The following is a 15,286-nucleotide window of genomic DNA, read 5'->3' on the forward strand; positions in this document are numbered from 1 at the left end:
ACCTATCGCTACGCCCGGGCTTCGGGATTGTCCATATTTGCAGGCGTAACGATACAATTTGCAGTTTTGCAAATTGCAACTGACCTCATTTCCATAGTTTGCAAATTTGCTCATTTACGCTTGAGACGCTACCGCGCCTCAGTATGTTCGCCACAAAGCGAAAAGGGACGGTCCATGAAAGACATTCTGCAAGAGTTGGAAACGCGCCGCGCCGATGCCCGTATGGGCGGCGGACAGAAACGCATCGATGCGCAGCACGCGCGGGGCAAGCTGACAGCGCGCGAGCGGGTCGAACTGCTGCTCGATGAGGGCAGCTTTGAAGAATACGATATGTTCGTGACCCATCGCTGTACCGATTTCGGGATGGAGAAGAACCGCCCCGCAGGCGATGGCGTGGTCACCGGCTGGGGTACGATCAATGGCCGGATGGTCTATGTGTTCAGCCAGGACTTCACTGTTCTGGGTGGATCGGTGTCGGCCACACATGCGATGAAGATCTGCAAAATCATGGATATGGCGATGCAGAACGGCGCGCCGGTGATCGGGATCAACGACTCGGGTGGTGCGCGGATTCAGGAAGGCGTCGACAGCCTTGCGGGCTACGGCGAGGTGTTCCAGCGCAACATCATGGCGTCGGGTGTGGTGCCGCAGATCAGCGTGATCATGGGACCGTGCGCCGGTGGTGCCGTGTATTCGCCCGCGATGACCGACTTCATCTTCATGGTGAAGGACAGCTCTTACATGTTCGTGACAGGTCCGGACGTGGTCAAGACCGTGACCAACGAGCATGTCACTGCCGAGGAACTGGGCGGCGCGACAACGCACACGCGCAAGTCGTCCGTCGCCGATGGTGCGTTCGAAAACGATGTGGAAGCACTTGCCGAAGTGCGCCGACTGGTGGACTTCCTTCCGCTGAACAACCGTCAACCCAGCCCGACGCGGCCGTTCTTCGACGATGTGGACCGGGTGGAGGATTCGCTCGACACGCTGGTGCCGGAGAACGCCAACACGCCTTACGACATGAAGGAATTGATCCTCAAGATCGCGGACGAGGGCGATTTCTACGAAATTCAGGAAGACTTCGCCAAGAACATCATCACCGGCTTTGTCCGCCTCGAAGGGCAGACCGTGGGTGTGGTGGCGAACCAGCCGATGGTGCTGGCCGGTGTTCTGGACATCGACAGCGCCCGCAAGGCTGCACGGTTCGTGCGCTTCTGCGACTGCTTCGGGATTCCGATCCTGACGCTGGTGGACGTGCCGGGCTTCCTGCCGGGCACCAGCCAGGAATACAACGGCGTCATCAAGCACGGCGCGAAACTGCTCTTTGCCTATGGCGAAGCGACAGTGCCGAAGGTGACGGTGATTACCCGCAAAAGCTATGGCGGCGCTTACGTGGTTATGGCGTCCAAGCACCTGCGTGCGGATGTGAACTATGCGTGGCCGACCTCGGAGATTGCGGTGATGGGGGCCAAGGGTGCCACCGAGATCATTCACCGTGCCGATGCGGGCAATCCGGAGAAGATCGCGGCGCACACCCAGGAATACGAGGACCGCTTTGCCAACCCGTTCGTGGCGGCAGAGCGTGGCTTCATCGACGAGGTGATCCAGCCGCGCAGCACGCGCAAGCGGGTGGCCCGTGCGTTCGCCGCGCTGCGGTCGAAGCAGCAGTCGATGCCGTGGAAGAAGCACGACAACATTCCGTTGTGATCGGAACTGAGGTGCGTGTGCGCACGCACCCTACGGGAGGAGGTCATCTGTGGCGAGAGGTGGAGCTTGGCAGCATCTGACAGCGGGCGCTCTGGCGCTTGGCGGGACAGCTGCGTTCGCCGCCGATGACCTGCTTCCTGTTCCGTCCGGCCAGCCGGTCAGCTTCCAGGAAATGCTCTGGGACCGGCCCGGCGGGGGGCTGATCTACCGCTTCCGGTTTGTTGCGCCCGAGATCGGGCAGGATGGCCGGGAATACGAGGATGTGGAAGTCGACATGCATCATCTGTGCGAAACCTTCGCCATACCGCGCCTTGCCGAGACCGGGCCGAAGCCCAGTCAGATCGTGATTTCCTTTGGTCAGGAAGAGACCGAATTCGGCGTCGCCAACGAAGACGTCATCCAGTTTTTCGAGGCGTATCGCGTCGAAGACGGAACCTGCATCTTGGAGTTTTTCTGATGCGTCCACAATATGTTGCGGCACACAGTTCAAGCCCGAACCGGTTTGAGTCTTTTGCGTCACAGGGGCGCGATGTTGCGGGCTGTGGATATCTTTTCGCCCCCGTTTCAGGGTATTCTGAGGCCGACTGCACCCAAGCAGTCATTACCTCGAACCGAGGACAGGCAGGACCAGCAGGTCTTGTTGGGTCCTTTGAACCTGACAGGAGAACAAGATGTCCAAGAGCATCAAGCTTCTTGCCGCAGTCGGTCTTTTTGCAGTCCTGTCCGCGTGCGGACAGAAGCAGGCCGAAGAAGAGTTTGTGGTTATCGACCCTGAGCCGATCAGCCACGAGCCCGCGTACACAGGCAAGTACAAGTAACCTTGAAACGGGGCGGGCAGAGGCGTCCGCCCCCTTTTCCCGATCGCTTCGCGGGGGTGTCCCATGCTGAAGCATCGCGGCTTTCCGGGGCGGCTTCCCGGTACGGATTTCCAGTTCGTCATTCGCAGACCGAACCCCAAGGGGGTGACGCCGCTGATCAAGCGCGAGCGGTACCGCGACCGCAAGGCCGTGGATCGCAAGGCCGACACGGCTTTCATGGCGGCACTTTGGGCGCATTTCGGGGATGAACCCTTTGAGCGGGGCAATCTCGATGCCGGGCGACTGAGCTGGCTCTTCGGGCGCGAAGTGCTGCCCTATGACGACCCGTTCGATCCTGTCAGCTATGAAGCTCTGCTGATCATCAACGAGCCCGTGGCGCGGGCGTCGTTCCCCGAAGCCTTCGACGATGGGGAATGGGCGTGATGTTGCTGACGGTGCTGAGGAATGCGCGGGAAAAGGCCGATACCTTGGGTTGTGCAACATCCAAGATTGACGCGTTACGCGGTTCTGACACTGTGGACATGTTCCTAGTGACATGGCGTTGGCAGATTGCGCCAGTTGTTCACCGTTACCCTTCCCCTGTCGGGCGTCTTGGTCATACCCCATGCCAAGCGCCCGACTTTTTGCGTTCTGAAACAGGATGTTACAGTTTAAGGCAAGGTTTTGCCCAATCGCGCGGGTTTTCCGCTGAGGGCTGGAACCGGGCCGCGATCCGGGGTGTTACTGCTCTTCAGGCAACGACCTGCAAAGGAGCAGACAGATGGACACTCACAACATCAAACCGGCATCGGCTTTTGCCCTCGTTGCGCTGCTGGGCCTCGCGGCCTGTGGCGACACTCTTGGGGAACAGGTGCTGCTTGGCGGCGCGGCGGGCGGCGGGACAGCCGCGGCAGCCGGAGGCGACCCGCTCACGGGGGCAGCTGTCGGAGCTGCGGCCAATGTCGCCTATTGCCAAACCTATCCGGAACGCTGCTGACGCATCGGGCCACCACTCTTCCATTCGAAATGCGACCGTCCGGGCTTGCCGCCCGGGCGGTCTTTTTCATGCCATCGCTGCGGGACATGTCCCGGGCCAAGAAAAGACTGACGGAAAGGGACAGACATGTTCGACAAGATCCTGATTGCCAACCGAGGCGAGATTGCCTGCCGGGTGATCAAGACCGCCCGCAAGATGGGCATCAAGACCGTGGCGATTTATTCGGACGCCGACAAGCACGCGCTGCATGTCGAAATGGCAGACGAGGCGGTACATATCGGCCCGCCGCCGGCGAACCAGTCCTATATCGTCATCGACAAGGTGATGGACGCGATCAAGCAGACGGGCGCACAGGCGGTGCATCCGGGCTACGGCTTCCTGTCGGAGAACCCGAAGTTTGCCGAGGCGCTTGAGGCTGCGGGCGTTGCCTTCATCGGACCGCCGAAAGGGGCGATCGAGGCGATGGGGGACAAGATCACCTCCAAGAAGATTGCGCAGGAGGCCAAGGTGTCCACCGTGCCGGGCTACATGGGTCTGATCGAGGATGCCGAAGAGGCGGTGAAGATCTCGAACGAGATCGGCTACCCGGTGATGATCAAGGCCTCCGCCGGCGGTGGCGGCAAGGGCATGCGGATCGCGTGGAACGACACCGAGGCGCGCGAGGGCTTCCAGTCGTCCAAGAACGAGGCTGCAAACAGCTTTGGCGATGACCGGATCTTCATCGAAAAGTTCGTCACCCAGCCGCGTCACATCGAGATCCAGGTGCTGTGCGATGCGCATGGCAACGGGATCTACCTGAACGAGCGGGAATGTTCGATCCAGCGCCGCAACCAGAAGGTGGTTGAAGAAGCGCCGTCGCCCTTCCTTGACGAGGCCACCCGCAAGGCGATGGGCGAACAGTCGGTCGCTCTGGCCAAGGCGGTGGGATACGCCAGCGCGGGCACGGTGGAATTCATCGTCGATGGCGAGAAGAACTTCTACTTCCTCGAGATGAACACCCGTCTTCAGGTGGAACACCCGGTGACAGAACTGATCACCGGTGTCGATCTGGTCGAACAGATGATCCGCGTTGCCAATGGTGAGCCGCTGACGATCACGCAGGACGATGTGAAAATCAACGGCTGGGCCATCGAGAACCGCCTTTACGCCGAAGACCCGTATCGCGGCTTCCTGCCGTCGATCGGTCGTCTGACCCGGTACCGCCCGCCGGCAGAGGGGGAACTCGGTGCGGGTTTGGTGCGCAATGACACCGGCGTCTACGAAGGCGGTGAGATCAGCATGTATTACGACCCCATGATCGCCAAGCTCTGCACCTGGGCGCCGAGCCGGGGCGAGGCCATCGAGGTGATGCGCACGGCGCTCGACAGTTTCGAGGTCGAGGGCATCGGACACAACCTGCCGTTCCTGTCAGCGGTGATGGACCACCCGAAATTCATCTCGGGTGACATGACCACGGCCTTTATCGCCGAGGAATACCCCGACGGATTTGAGGGCGTTACGCTGGACGACGACGCTCTGCGCGGTATCGCGGCGGCCTGTGCGGCGATGAACCGGGTTGCCGAAATCCGGCGGACCCGTATCACCGGAACGCTCGACAACCACGAGCGCCATGTCGGTGAAGACTGGAACGTCGCACTGCAGGGGCAGGATTTCGACGTGACCATCGCGGCGGATCATGGCGGGTCGACCGTCACGTTCACCGATGGGTCGGAGATCCGCGTGAGCGGTGACTGGACGCCAGGGGATCAGCTTGCCCGCATGACGGTCAACGGTGCGCCTTTGGTGATGAAGGTCGGCAAAATACCGGGCGGGTTCCGTATCCGGTCGCGCGGGGCCGAGTTGAAGGTCCATGTCCGTACGCCGCGTCAGGCGGAACTTGCCCGCAAGATGCCCGAGAAGGTTCCACCGGACACCTCCAAGATGCTTCTCTGTCCGATGCCGGGTCTGATCGTGAAGGTCGACGTGGAAGAGGGACAGGAAGTGCAGGAAGGTCAGGCGCTGTGCACTGTCGAGGCGATGAAGATGGAAAACATCCTGCGCGCCGAACGCAAAGGCGTCGTCTCCAAGATCAACGCGGCGGCTGGCGACAGTCTTGCCGTGGACGACGTGATCATGGAGTTCGAATAATCAATGACCCTTGCCTGCGCGATATCACGCCACATGGGCACCGGTTCGACTGGTGCTCCCATGGGGATGTCGGGCAGGCTGTCCGGCTGCGGGATCAGGACTCAGAGGCCCGATGCCCGGCGGTCGCGGATTTCCTGCTGCCGGATCGGCATCTTGTCGATGGAACGGGTCAGCTCTCGCACGCTCCACGGCAGGGGTTTGCGCAGTTTGACCTGCCCATCCTTGCCGATCAGCGCCAGCATGAAGCCCCGGGGGCGCAGCTTCGTGCGCACATCGGTCTGTGCGGCCGGATCGGTGTCCGTGATGACCACGACATCGCGTTCGCGCAATTCGTCCAGTTCGCGGGTCAGGTATTGCATCTGTTGGATGAAGAGCGGGTCCGCCGGGGAATTTGCAAAGACCAGCACAGGGCGGGCGATCCAGAGATATTCATCAAGATTGACGTCTTTGGCATCGAAAATCACCTGCACCTCTTCCGCTTCCGCCTGCACGGAGGTGTCCGCAGCGTTTGCGGACAGAGGTAGGATCGCTGCGGCAAGCGCCAGAATGAGTGGTCTGAATGTCTTCATATTCCAAAACATAGTGCGGGCTTCTTCCAATGCGAAGGGGCCGCTGCACAGCCACGTACAAAATTTCGGCATTCAGCCGGGCGACCGTACGAAGAGGGCGTGATGCAGGAACAGACGCATACCGATCAACCGGGCAGCCGCAGGGGGCTGCCCATCGGGGCCGTGCATGGGCCGGCACCGCTACGAACACACCATGCCGCGATCCGCTGCACATGCGGATCCGGCTTTGACGAGAACCAGAGGACCACATCACGATGACAGCCAAGAAAGACACATGGCGCGCTCTTGCGGAAAAAGAACTCCGGGGCAAGCCGCTGGATGCGCTGACCTGGAAGACGCTGGAAGGCATCGAGGTACAACCGCTTTACACGGAAGACGACATCAAGGACCTGCCGCATCTGGGCACGATCCCCGGCGAAGCGCCGTTCACGCGCGGTGTAAAGGCCACCATGTATGCGGGCCGTCCCTGGACGATCCGGCAATATGCGGGCTTTTCCACCGCCGAAGAGTCGAACGCGTTCTACCGCAAGAACCTTGCTGCCGGTCAGCAGGGCGTGTCCGTCGCCTTCGACCTTGCCACGCACCGCGGCTATGACAGCGACCACGAGCGTGTGGTGGGGGACGTGGGAAAGGCCGGCGTTGCCATCGACAGCGTCGAGGACATGAAGATCCTCTTTGACGGCATACCGCTCGATCAGGTCAGCGTCTCGATGACGATGAACGGTGCGGTCATTCCGATCCTCGCCAGTTTCATCGTTGCAGGCGAAGAGCAGGGGCATGACCGCGCTGTGCTGTCCGGCACCATCCAGAACGACATCCTCAAGGAGTTCATGGTCCGCAACACCTATGTCTACCCTCCCGAGCCGTCGATGCGGATCATCGCAGACATCATCGAATACACCTCGAACGAGATGCCGAAGTTCAACTCGATCTCGATCTCGGGCTACCACATGCAGGAAGCGGGCGCGAACCTCGTTCAGGAGTTGGCCTACACATTGGCGGACGGCAAGGAATACGTGCAGACCGCGATGGCGCGGGGCATGGATGTGGACAAGTTCGCCGGACGTCTGTCGTTCTTCTTTGCCATCGGCAAGAACTTCTTCATGGAAGCGGCCAAGCTGCGCGCGGCGCGTCTGCTTTGGCACCGGATCATGACCGATCTGGGCGCAAAGAATGACCGCTCCAAGATGCTGCGAACACACTGCCAGACCTCGGGTGTGTCGCTGGCCGAGCAGGATCCATACAACAACGTGATCCGCACCGCCTATGAGGCGATGAGCGCGGTTCTGGGCGGTACACAGTCGCTGCACACCAACGCGCTGGACGAAGCCATTGCACTGCCGACCGAGTTCAGTGCCCGCATCGCGCGGAACACGCAGTTGATCCTTCAGGAAGAAACCGGCGTGACCAAGGTGGTCGATCCGCTTGCCGGGTCTTACTACGTTGAAAAACTGACCCATGATCTGGCTGAAGCGGCGTGGAAGCTGATCGAAGAGGTCGACGAGATGGGCGGCATGACCAAGGCCGTTGCCTCTGGGATGCCGAAGCTGCGGATCGAGGAAACGGCGGCGCAGCGGCAGGCGGATATCGACCGGGGCACCGATGTGATCGTGGGTGTGAACAAGTACCGGCTCGCCAAGGAAGATCCGCTCGACATTCTGGACGTGGACAACGTCAAGGTTCGGCAGAGCCAGATCGACCGCCTCGAGAAGATCCGTGCGACCCGCGATCAGGCGGCCTGCGATGCGGCTCTGGCCGAACTTGAGAAACGTGCGGCCGAAGGCGGCAATCTGTTGGAGGCGGCGGTAGAAGCATCCCGCGCCCGCGCCACAGTAGGAGAAATCAGCATGGCGATGGAAAAGGTGTTCGGCCGTCACCGGGCCGAGGTGAAGACATTGGCCGGCGTCTATGGCGCGGCATACGAGGGCGACGAAGGCTTTGCGGCGATCCAGCGTTCGGTCGAGGCGTTCGCCGAGGATGAGGGCCGCCGCCCGCGGATGCTTGTGGTCAAGATGGGGCAGGACGGCCATGACCGGGGCGCGAAGGTCATCGCGACGGCCTTTGCCGATATCGGCTTTGACGTCGATGTGGGCCCGCTGTTCCAGACACCGGCCGAAGCGGCGCAGGACGCCATCGACAACGATGTGCATGTGATCGGGATCTCAAGCCAGGCCGCAGGGCACAAGACGCTGGCGCCGCAGCTGGTGCAGGAGCTGAAGGCGCAGGGTGCAGGCGACATTCTGGTGATCTGCGGCGGGGTCATTCCGCAGCAGGACTACCAGTTCCTCTATGATGCCGGGGTCAAGGCGATCTTCGGTCCGGGCACCAACATTCCGGAGGCGGCGCAGGACATCCTGCGGCTCATCCGCGAAGCACGCGGCTGATCTGAAGGCGCGCGGACGCGTCCACGCGTCTGCGATTTTCCGTTGACGGAAAATCCGTGGCATGTGTCGATGTACGTATGGACTTCGAACTCGATCATATCGCGGTGGCTGGCGAGACGCTGGCCGATGCCGTTGAACACTCCGAAGCGGTGCTGGGTGTGCCGCTTCTTCCCGGCGGGCAGCACAGCCATTTCGCCACCCACAACCAGCTTCTCGGGCTCGAGGACGGACTTTATTTCGAGGCCATCGCCATCGACCCGTCGCAGCCGACGCCAGCGTTCCCGCGCTGGTTCGGGCTGGATGAGTTCCGGGGTGCGGCGCGACTCGACAAATGGATCATCCGCTGTTCGGACATCGCAGCAGCGCAGGATGCGTTTCCCGAAGCCGGAGCGCCGGTTCGGCTGTCTCGGGGCCATCTGAGCTGGACGATGCTTGTGCCGCGCGATGGCCGCTTGCCGTTTGGCGGGCAGTTTCCGGCGATCATTCAATGGCATACCGATACCCCTCCGGGGCAGACTCTGTCCTCGTCCGGGCTGCGCCTGCGCAGCCTGACGGTGTCGGGTCCGGATGCACATGCTCTGGCTGAACGGCTTTCTCCTGCGTTTCGGGACGCGCGTGTTCGGTTCGAAACGGCAGACGACCGGGAATTGGTTGCGGAGTTCACCGCGCCGGACGGCACGTCGCTGGTGCTCAGATGATCATCCGTCCGGGGCGACCCGAGGATGCGGCGCCACTGACGGCGATCCTGAACGATGTGATCGACAACACGACCATCACCTTTACCTCGGACCGGAAGACCGAAGCGATGGTCCGTGACGACATCGCGTCGCGTGGCCCGGCCTATCAGGTTGTCGAGATCGATGGCGTTGCCGCGGGCTACGCGAGTTTCTTCCCGTTTCGCAGCGGTCCTGGGTATGCTTGGACGAAAGAACATTCCATAGCGCTGGGGCAGGGTGCGCGGGGTCAGGGTGCCGGACGAGCCCTGATGACGGCTCTGGAAGAGGTTGCGCGCGGGGAGGGGGTGCATTCCCTCATCGCCGGTGTCAGTGGCGAAAACCCGTCCGGCCGCGCGTTTCATGTGGCAATCGGATTTGTCGAAGTCGCCACTCTGCCCGAGGTGGGGTTCAAGTTCGGGCGCTGGATCGACCTTGTGCTGATGCAGAAAAAGCTCTGATGCCGCACTGACAATTTGCGTGCTCTGCCATAGACTGAAGGCATGTCGATCTGGACACGCATTGCGGACGCCGTTTCGGCCCTTGCCTCGGGCGAGGGCCTGGCTGCGGTGTTCGACCGGCTGCGGACGCCACCGGAAAAGACCGTGGCGTTTACCATTGCCGTGATCGCCCTGTCGGCCAAGATGGCGAAGGCTGACGGGCTTGTGACCCGTGACGAGGTCATGGCCTTTCGCGAGGTGTTTCACATTCCGCCCGAGGACGAGGCGGGTGCGGCACGCGTGTTCAACCTTGCGCGTCAGGACGTGGCCGGATTCGAGGATTATGCCAAACGCATTCGCGCGATGTTCGGACAGGATCAGGGTACGCTTTGCGATCTGATGGAAGGTCTGTTTCATATCGCGATGGCTGATGGCACCTATCATCCGGGCGAAGATGCGTTCCTGCTGCGGGTGGCTGAAATCTTCGAACTGCCGGAAAGTTCGTTCCGCCGCCTCAGAACGCGCTTTGTGCCCGATGCCGCACCCGACCCCTATGACGTGCTTGGGGTCTCGCCGGATATGCCGCTTTCGGAAATCCGCTCTGCGTGGCGTCAACTGGTGCGCGACAGCCATCCGGACCGGATGATCGCCCGTGGGGTGCCGGAGGAGGCGGTCAAGCTGTCGGAGCGTCGTCTCATCGATATCAACCGCGCCTGGGAGGAAATCGCGGCGCGGGAGCACGCCTGAAGCGGCACGGATGAGACTTGCCACCTACAATGTCGAATGGTTCGACGCGCTGTTCGACGATAGCGGGCAGCTTCTCGTGGACGACGCATGGTCCGCCCGCCACAACGTGACCCGGGCCATGCAGATCGAGGCCTTGGGCATCGTCTTTACCGCCATGGACGCGGACGCGGTGATGGTGGTCGAAGCGCCCGACACAAACCGGCAGCGCGACACGGTGCGCGCGCTCGAGGGCTTTGCCGAGGCGTTCAGTCTTCGGGCCCGCAGGGCGGTCATGGGCTTCAGCAATGACACCCAGCAGGAGATTGCATTGCTGTACGATCCGGACATCGTGTCGGCCCGGCATGATCCGAGAGGGCAGGCTCCGGTGCCGGGCGCGCCGCAGGTCGATGGTGCGCCCCGCTTTGACGGCACTTTCCGCATCGACCTCGATATCGACGCGACCGAGGACCGGGTGGTGTTCTCCAAGCCGCCGCTGGAAGTGGCAATGACGGTGCGGGCCACAGGGGAAACGATCCGCCTGATCGGTGCGCATCTGAAATCCAAGGCCCCCCATGGCGCAACCAACCGAGACGAGGTGATGCGCCTGTCGATTGCCAACCGCCGCAAGCAGCTTGCGCAGGCGATCTGGTTGCGGACCCGGGTGGCCGAACATCTGGACGCCGCAGAGCCGCTGATCGTCATGGGCGATCTGAACGACGGTCCGGGGCTTGATGAGTATGAGCATCTGTTCGGGCGCAGCTCGGTCGAGATTGTCATGGGGCACGGAGATCATGTGCTCTTCGATCCCAACGCGGCGCAGGCTCTGTCCCGCAAGTTCGGCCCCCAGCCCACCACGGCACGGTTCTACCTGTCTCAGGAAGAGCGGTATCTTCAGGCGCTGCTGGACTACGTGATGGTGTCTCCTGATCTGCGGGAAAAGGCGGTCCGGTGGCGCATCTGGCACCCGTTCGACGATCCGGCCTGCTGGAAGACGGTCGAACTGCGCGAGGCCTTGCTGACCGCGTCGGATCACTTCCCGGTGACGCTGGATCTTGATCTCTGAGGTGAAATCCGCGCCGGGATCGCTTATATTGGCCGCATGAAACAGATTTCTGCATATGCGCTTGCGGCGGCCCTTCTTGCGACGGGCGCATCCGCCGAGGAAAACGGCACCAGCCTCATGGAAGAGGGGGCTAAGCTGTTTTTCCGGGGATTGATGGAAGAAATGGAACCCGCCCTGCGTGAACTCGAAGGGCTGGCCGAAGACATTGAACCGGCGCTGCGCAGTTTTGCCGAGGAGATGGGACCGGCTCTGCGGGAGCTGATGGCGCAGGTCGAGGATTGGTCCGCCTATGAGCCGCCGGTGGTATTGCCCAACGGGGACATTCTTCTCAAACGCAAGCAGGACGCGCCGCCGCTTGATGATCTCCCGCCGCCCGAGGACGGCGAGATCGACATCTGACCCTTACTCAGCGGGCTGTGCGTAGGCTGTCTGGCGCGCGGGCTTCAGCGCCGCGTTGGTGAGCAGCGCGCCCCCGGCGATCGACAGAATGGCGAGCAGTGCCGCGAAGGAAAGGGTCGGCACGCCAGCGAGACCCGCGCCCACGGTGCAGCCGCCGGCCAGAACGCCACCGACACCCATAAGAACCGCACCACCCGCATAGCGACCGGTTTCTGCCGGTGCGTGGAAGGATTGCCACTGGAAGCTGCCGAAGATCAGCGAGGACACCAGCGCCCCGATCACCACGCCGCCGATCAGGCCCACACCGAAATTGGCGGGGATCGAGGTAGAGGCGACGGTCCAGAAGAGCGTGTCGGCAAAGGGTGCGGTGAACGACAGGCTTTCCAGCGCCACCGGGTCGAAATCGTCATAGAGGACGAAGCCCGTTCCAACCCACCCTGCCGGCACCAAGGCCCCCAGAAGTGCAGCCATTACCAGTGTGATGACCCGGTTTCCTGAGCGGGCTGCAATGGCCAGTGCGACAGCGGCGATGATCACGGACCAGACCAACGCGCCGCCGGGCAGCGCGGCCAGAGAGACAGTGTCGCCCAACGAAACGGTGACGGAACCCAGTGTCGTGCGGACCGGGGCCAGTATGCCTTTCAGCGTTGCATGGGCGGTGATGGCGAAGACCAGCAGCACAAAGACGGCGCGCAGGTTGCCGCTGGCAGACAGCACGGTCAGCCGCGAGACACAGCCACGCGTCAGCACCATCCCGGCGCCGAACATCAACCCGCCGAGCACGATGGCGAGGATCGGCAACTCTCCGGACATGAAGCGGTGGTCGTCGAAGGTGATGAAGCCGGACAGAACTGCGGCCTGAGTGCCAAGCACGGCCACGGCCAGCGCGGTCAACCAGACGCCGAGCGCCTGTTTGCGGTCGTCCCCGACGAGCCCGCGGCGGAAGCAGAATTTCGTGCGCTCGGCCAGCAGACCGAACACGGCGCCAAGGACCAGCGCCAGACCCACCGCCACTTGCGGCGCGGTGTAATTCTCAAAGCCCAGGGATTCGAACATGGGTCGCTCCTTCCATTTGCCTTGAGGCCAGATGGAGGGAATATATTCCTGCGGCAAGGGTGGGGCAGCGCCTTTGAGGCGCTCCCTGGGGGATTGGGTCTTGGGATTTCGCTTCAGGCCAGAACGCTGTTCCGATTTTTCAAGAAAAATCGGGTCCGGCGTTCGGCGGCGGGCGTGCTCCTCAAGCCGATCAATCTTATTTCACTTGTACGCCTGTCACCGGCCCCGGATGCGGGGGTCCAGCGCGTCGCGCAGGCCGTCACCCAGATAGTTCACGCTCAGCACCGTCAGCGAGATCGCGATGCCCGGCAGGTAGACCCGTTCGGGGAACTGCTGCATCCGCTGTACCGCGTCGGCGAGCATCTTGCCCCATGTCGGGAAGTCGGACGGGAAACCGACGCCAAGGAAGCTGAGCGCGCTTTCGGTGATGATCGCGGTGGCGAGGCCAAGCGTGGCCGAGACCATGATCGGTGACAGCACGTTGGGCAGCAGGTGACGCTGCACGATGCGGAAGGGCGTGGTGCCAATGGAGCGCGCAGCCAGAATGAACTCACGTTCCTTGAGCGCGAGGATATCGCCGCGCACGATGCGGGCGGTGGGCATCCAGCTTGTTATGGCGATGATGCCGACGATCAGCACGAACATCCCGCCTTCGGGACCGAATGCCTCGCGCAGGGGCTGGCGGAAGAGCGTCACAGCCACCAGCAGCAGGGGCAGGATCGGCAGCGACAGGAACAGGTCTGTGAGACGCATGAGCAGCCCGTCGGCCTTGCGCACGAACCCCGCCAGAACACCGACCGTGGTGCCGATGATCAGGCTCAGAACCATTGCGGCCCAACCGACGGCCATGGATGTCCGCCCGCCCTGGATGATCTGCGCGAGCTGATCGCGGCCCAGCTGATCCGTGCCGAACGGGCGGTTCCAGGCGACCTTGGCCCCGCTGTCCCACAGAAGGTTCCAGATCGGGCGCAGGTCCTTGTTGCGGATGTCGAGCTTCTGCGCGTCCACCTGCCAGAGATACGGGCCAAGCAGGACGGCCAGAGTGATGAACAGCAGAAACCCGCCGCCGAACATGGCGCCCTTGTGCTTGCGGAACTGGTCCCAGACATCGAGCCATTGGCTGCGCGGCGGCTCCAGCGGGCCTTTGTCGGCCAGCGCTTCGATCGGGGTCGGAGTGGCTTGGACGGGCTCAGTCATAGCGGATCCTCGGGTCGAGAAGGCCGTAGAGGATATCGGCAATCAGGTTGAAGAGAACGATCAGCACGGCAAAGATGAAGGTCAGCGTCATCACCATCGGCAGGTCATTGGCAAAGAGCGCCGTGATCAGAAGCTGCCCGATGCCATTCACCTTGAACACGTTCTCGGTGATGATCGCGCCGCCGAAGATCGACGGCACGTTGAGTGCGATGACGGTGATGACCGGGATCATCGAATTGCGCAGCACGTGCACGGTCACAACGACAGCCTCGCTCAGACCTTTTGCCCGGGCGGTGCGCACGTAGTCCTGATTCAGGTTGTCCAGCATCGACGCGCGCATGTAGCGGCTGATCTGCGCCGTGGTCTGAAGGGCCAGTACCATCACCGGCAGGATCATCTGCTGAAGCTGGTATTTGAAGCTGGCCCAGTCGTTCACCACATGGGTTGTGTCATAAATCGACGGGAACCAGCCCAGCTGTACGGAGAAGATCACGATCAGCAGCGGGCCGGTGAAGAACGGCGGGATCGAAAAGCCGATCATCGTGATGAACGTCCCGGACTGGTCGAAGACCGAATACTGCCGGTAGGCCGAATAGATGCCGATGGGCAGGGCGATCAGGATGCCCACCACGTAGGCCATGCCAACGACCCAGAGCGTTTGCGGGATGCGCTGGATCACGATGTCCATCACCGGCGAACGGGTCTGCCAGGAGATGACGCGCAGTTCGCCCTGGTAAAGCTGGGTGTCCGGCAGCCAGCCCAGAAGGGTGCTTGAATTGGTCAGCCAGTCGATAAAGACCTTTGGCTCCAGCCAGAAGACCTGCACCAGCCATTTCCAGTATTGCACCAGCGGTGGTTCACCCACCCCAAGCGCCTCGCGCATCTTCTGCTTCACCTCGGGCGGTACCGTCAGGGGTACCTGCGCCATCGGGTCACCGGGGGCGAGCTGGAGCAGCATGAATATGACAAAACTGATGAACAGAAGCGTCGGAACGGCAAGAACAAGTCGTCGGACGGCGAAGGTCAGCATCGTGTGGCGCCTCGGGTCATTAGTCTTTTACGGGAAACGAAAAGCAGGGTGGGCATGGTGCCCACCCTGCGATCACAGGCG

16 protein-coding genes are annotated in these 15,286 nt (G+C 62.1%); 12 read left to right on the top strand and 4 right to left on the bottom strand.

Annotated elements, in window-relative coordinates; translation table 11 throughout:
• The first annotated feature begins 174 nt into the window (after positions 1–174).
• The 6 genes from MGEO_RS05475 (at position 175) to MGEO_RS05495 (ending at position 5,628) form a co-directional block, all read left to right on the top strand.
• Positions 175–1,707 carry an acyl-CoA carboxylase subunit beta gene (locus MGEO_RS05475; protein ID WP_085635713.1) on the top strand — a complete coding sequence of 511 codons (1,533 nt, stop codon included), beginning with the start codon at positions 175–177 and terminating at the stop codon, positions 1,705–1,707.
• Positions 1,708–1,756: 49 nt separating this feature from the next.
• Positions 1,757–2,164 carry a DUF6497 family protein gene (locus tag MGEO_RS05480; RefSeq protein ID WP_233139669.1) on the top strand — a complete coding sequence of 136 codons (408 nt, stop codon included), beginning with the start codon at positions 1,757–1,759 and terminating at the stop codon, positions 2,162–2,164.
• A 214-nt stretch (positions 2,165–2,378) separates the two neighbouring features.
• Positions 2,379–2,525: a lipoprotein gene (locus tag MGEO_RS21535; protein ID WP_170102893.1), complete on the top strand. Its 147-nt coding sequence runs from the start codon at positions 2,379–2,381 to the stop codon at positions 2,523–2,525.
• Between the two features lie 63 nt (positions 2,526–2,588).
• The gene (locus MGEO_RS05485; protein WP_085635714.1) at positions 2,589–2,948 is read left to right on the top strand and encodes a hypothetical protein; all 360 of its coding nucleotides are present in this window, start codon (positions 2,589–2,591) and stop codon (positions 2,946–2,948) included.
• Positions 2,949–3,285: 337 nt separating this feature from the next.
• Positions 3,286–3,501: a hypothetical protein gene (locus MGEO_RS05490; RefSeq protein WP_085635715.1), complete on the top strand. Its 216-nt coding sequence runs from the start codon at positions 3,286–3,288 to the stop codon at positions 3,499–3,501.
• Positions 3,502–3,627: 126 nt separating this feature from the next.
• On the top strand, positions 3,628–5,628 hold the full coding sequence (locus MGEO_RS05495) for an acetyl-CoA carboxylase biotin carboxylase subunit (protein ID WP_085635716.1): 2,001 nt from the start codon (positions 3,628–3,630) through the stop codon (positions 5,626–5,628).
• Positions 5,629–5,729: 101 nt separating this feature from the next.
• On the opposite strand, the gene MGEO_RS05500 is transcribed toward MGEO_RS05495, so the two are convergent.
• On the bottom strand, positions 5,730–6,197 hold the full coding sequence (locus MGEO_RS05500) for a DUF4174 domain-containing protein (RefSeq protein ID WP_085635913.1): 468 nt from the start codon (positions 6,195–6,197) through the stop codon (positions 5,730–5,732).
• A 254-nt stretch (positions 6,198–6,451) separates the two neighbouring features.
• Between MGEO_RS05500 and scpA the strand changes: the two genes are divergently transcribed.
• From scpA to MGEO_RS05530, 6 genes are all read left to right on the top strand, one after another.
• Entirely contained in the window at positions 6,452–8,581 is a 2,130-nt protein-coding gene (scpA, locus tag MGEO_RS05505) for a methylmalonyl-CoA mutase (RefSeq protein WP_085635717.1), read from the top strand.
• A gap of 77 nt (positions 8,582–8,658) precedes the next feature.
• The gene (locus MGEO_RS05510; protein ID WP_085635718.1) at positions 8,659–9,279 is read left to right on the top strand and encodes a VOC family protein; all 621 of its coding nucleotides are present in this window, start codon (positions 8,659–8,661) and stop codon (positions 9,277–9,279) included.
• The gene (locus MGEO_RS05515) at positions 9,276–9,755 is read left to right on the top strand and encodes a GNAT family N-acetyltransferase (protein WP_085635719.1); all 480 of its coding nucleotides are present in this window, start codon (positions 9,276–9,278) and stop codon (positions 9,753–9,755) included. The genes MGEO_RS05510 and MGEO_RS05515 overlap by 4 nt, the downstream gene beginning before the upstream one ends.
• A gap of 42 nt (positions 9,756–9,797) precedes the next feature.
• A complete protein-coding gene (locus tag MGEO_RS05520) occupies positions 9,798–10,481 on the top strand; it encodes a molecular chaperone DjiA (protein WP_085635720.1) in 684 nt (227 codons plus the stop codon).
• Positions 10,482–10,491: 10 nt separating this feature from the next.
• Complete coding sequence (locus tag MGEO_RS05525) at positions 10,492–11,523, top strand: endonuclease/exonuclease/phosphatase family protein (protein WP_085635721.1); 1,032 nt, start codon at positions 10,492–10,494, stop codon at positions 11,521–11,523.
• Positions 11,524–11,559: 36 nt separating this feature from the next.
• Positions 11,560–11,922 carry a hypothetical protein gene (locus tag MGEO_RS05530; RefSeq protein ID WP_085635722.1) on the top strand — a complete coding sequence of 121 codons (363 nt, stop codon included), beginning with the start codon at positions 11,560–11,562 and terminating at the stop codon, positions 11,920–11,922.
• A gap of 3 nt (positions 11,923–11,925) precedes the next feature.
• Here MGEO_RS05530 and MGEO_RS05535 read toward each other — a convergent pair whose 3' ends face one another.
• From MGEO_RS05535 to MGEO_RS05545, 3 genes are all read right to left on the bottom strand, one after another.
• Positions 11,926–12,978: a YeeE/YedE family protein gene (locus MGEO_RS05535; RefSeq protein ID WP_085635723.1), complete on the bottom strand. Its 1,053-nt coding sequence runs from the start codon at positions 12,976–12,978 to the stop codon at positions 11,926–11,928.
• 216 nt (positions 12,979–13,194) lie between these two features.
• The gene (locus MGEO_RS05540) at positions 13,195–14,175 is read right to left on the bottom strand and encodes an ABC transporter permease (RefSeq protein WP_085635724.1); all 981 of its coding nucleotides are present in this window, start codon (positions 14,173–14,175) and stop codon (positions 13,195–13,197) included.
• Positions 14,168–15,205, bottom strand: coding sequence for an ABC transporter permease (locus tag MGEO_RS05545; RefSeq protein WP_085635725.1), 1,038 nt, complete (start codon positions 15,203–15,205; stop codon positions 14,168–14,170). The genes MGEO_RS05540 and MGEO_RS05545 overlap by 8 nt, the downstream gene beginning before the upstream one ends.
• Between the last annotated feature and the right edge of the window lie 81 nt (positions 15,206–15,286).

The organism is Marivita geojedonensis, from assembly GCF_002115805.1.
GTDB lineage: Bacteria > Pseudomonadota > Alphaproteobacteria > Rhodobacterales > Rhodobacteraceae > Marivita > Marivita geojedonensis.

Bases quoted from the DNA above. Each gene is read 5' to 3' on its own strand.
- scpA (WP_085635717.1), top strand. From the start codon at position 6,452: ATGACAGCCAAGAAAGACACATGGCGCGCTCTTGCGGAAAAAGAACTC.
- MGEO_RS05525 (WP_085635721.1), top strand. From the start codon at position 10,492: ATGAGACTTGCCACCTACAATGTCGAATGGTTCGACGCGCTGTTCGAC.
- MGEO_RS21535 (WP_170102893.1), top strand. From the start codon at position 2,379: ATGTCCAAGAGCATCAAGCTTCTTGCCGCAGTCGGTCTTTTTGCAGTC.
- MGEO_RS05495 (WP_085635716.1), top strand. From the start codon at position 3,628: ATGTTCGACAAGATCCTGATTGCCAACCGAGGCGAGATTGCCTGCCGG.
- MGEO_RS05490 (WP_085635715.1), top strand. From the start codon at position 3,286: ATGGACACTCACAACATCAAACCGGCATCGGCTTTTGCCCTCGTTGCG.
- MGEO_RS05510 (WP_085635718.1), top strand. From the start codon at position 8,659: ATGGACTTCGAACTCGATCATATCGCGGTGGCTGGCGAGACGCTGGCC.
- MGEO_RS05520 (WP_085635720.1), top strand. From the start codon at position 9,798: ATGTCGATCTGGACACGCATTGCGGACGCCGTTTCGGCCCTTGCCTCG.
- MGEO_RS05485 (WP_085635714.1), top strand. From the start codon at position 2,589: ATGCTGAAGCATCGCGGCTTTCCGGGGCGGCTTCCCGGTACGGATTTC.
- MGEO_RS05515 (WP_085635719.1), top strand. From the start codon at position 9,276: ATGATCATCCGTCCGGGGCGACCCGAGGATGCGGCGCCACTGACGGCG.
- MGEO_RS05475 (WP_085635713.1), top strand. From the start codon at position 175: ATGAAAGACATTCTGCAAGAGTTGGAAACGCGCCGCGCCGATGCCCGT.
- MGEO_RS05540 (WP_085635724.1), bottom strand. From the start codon at position 14,175: ATGACTGAGCCCGTCCAAGCCACTCCGACCCCGATCGAAGCGCTGGCC.
- MGEO_RS05530 (WP_085635722.1), top strand. From the start codon at position 11,560: ATGAAACAGATTTCTGCATATGCGCTTGCGGCGGCCCTTCTTGCGACG.
- MGEO_RS05535 (WP_085635723.1), bottom strand. From the start codon at position 12,978: ATGTTCGAATCCCTGGGCTTTGAGAATTACACCGCGCCGCAAGTGGCG.
- MGEO_RS05500 (WP_085635913.1), bottom strand. From the start codon at position 6,197: ATGAAGACATTCAGACCACTCATTCTGGCGCTTGCCGCAGCGATCCTA.
- MGEO_RS05545 (WP_085635725.1), bottom strand. From the start codon at position 15,205: ATGCTGACCTTCGCCGTCCGACGACTTGTTCTTGCCGTTCCGACGCTT.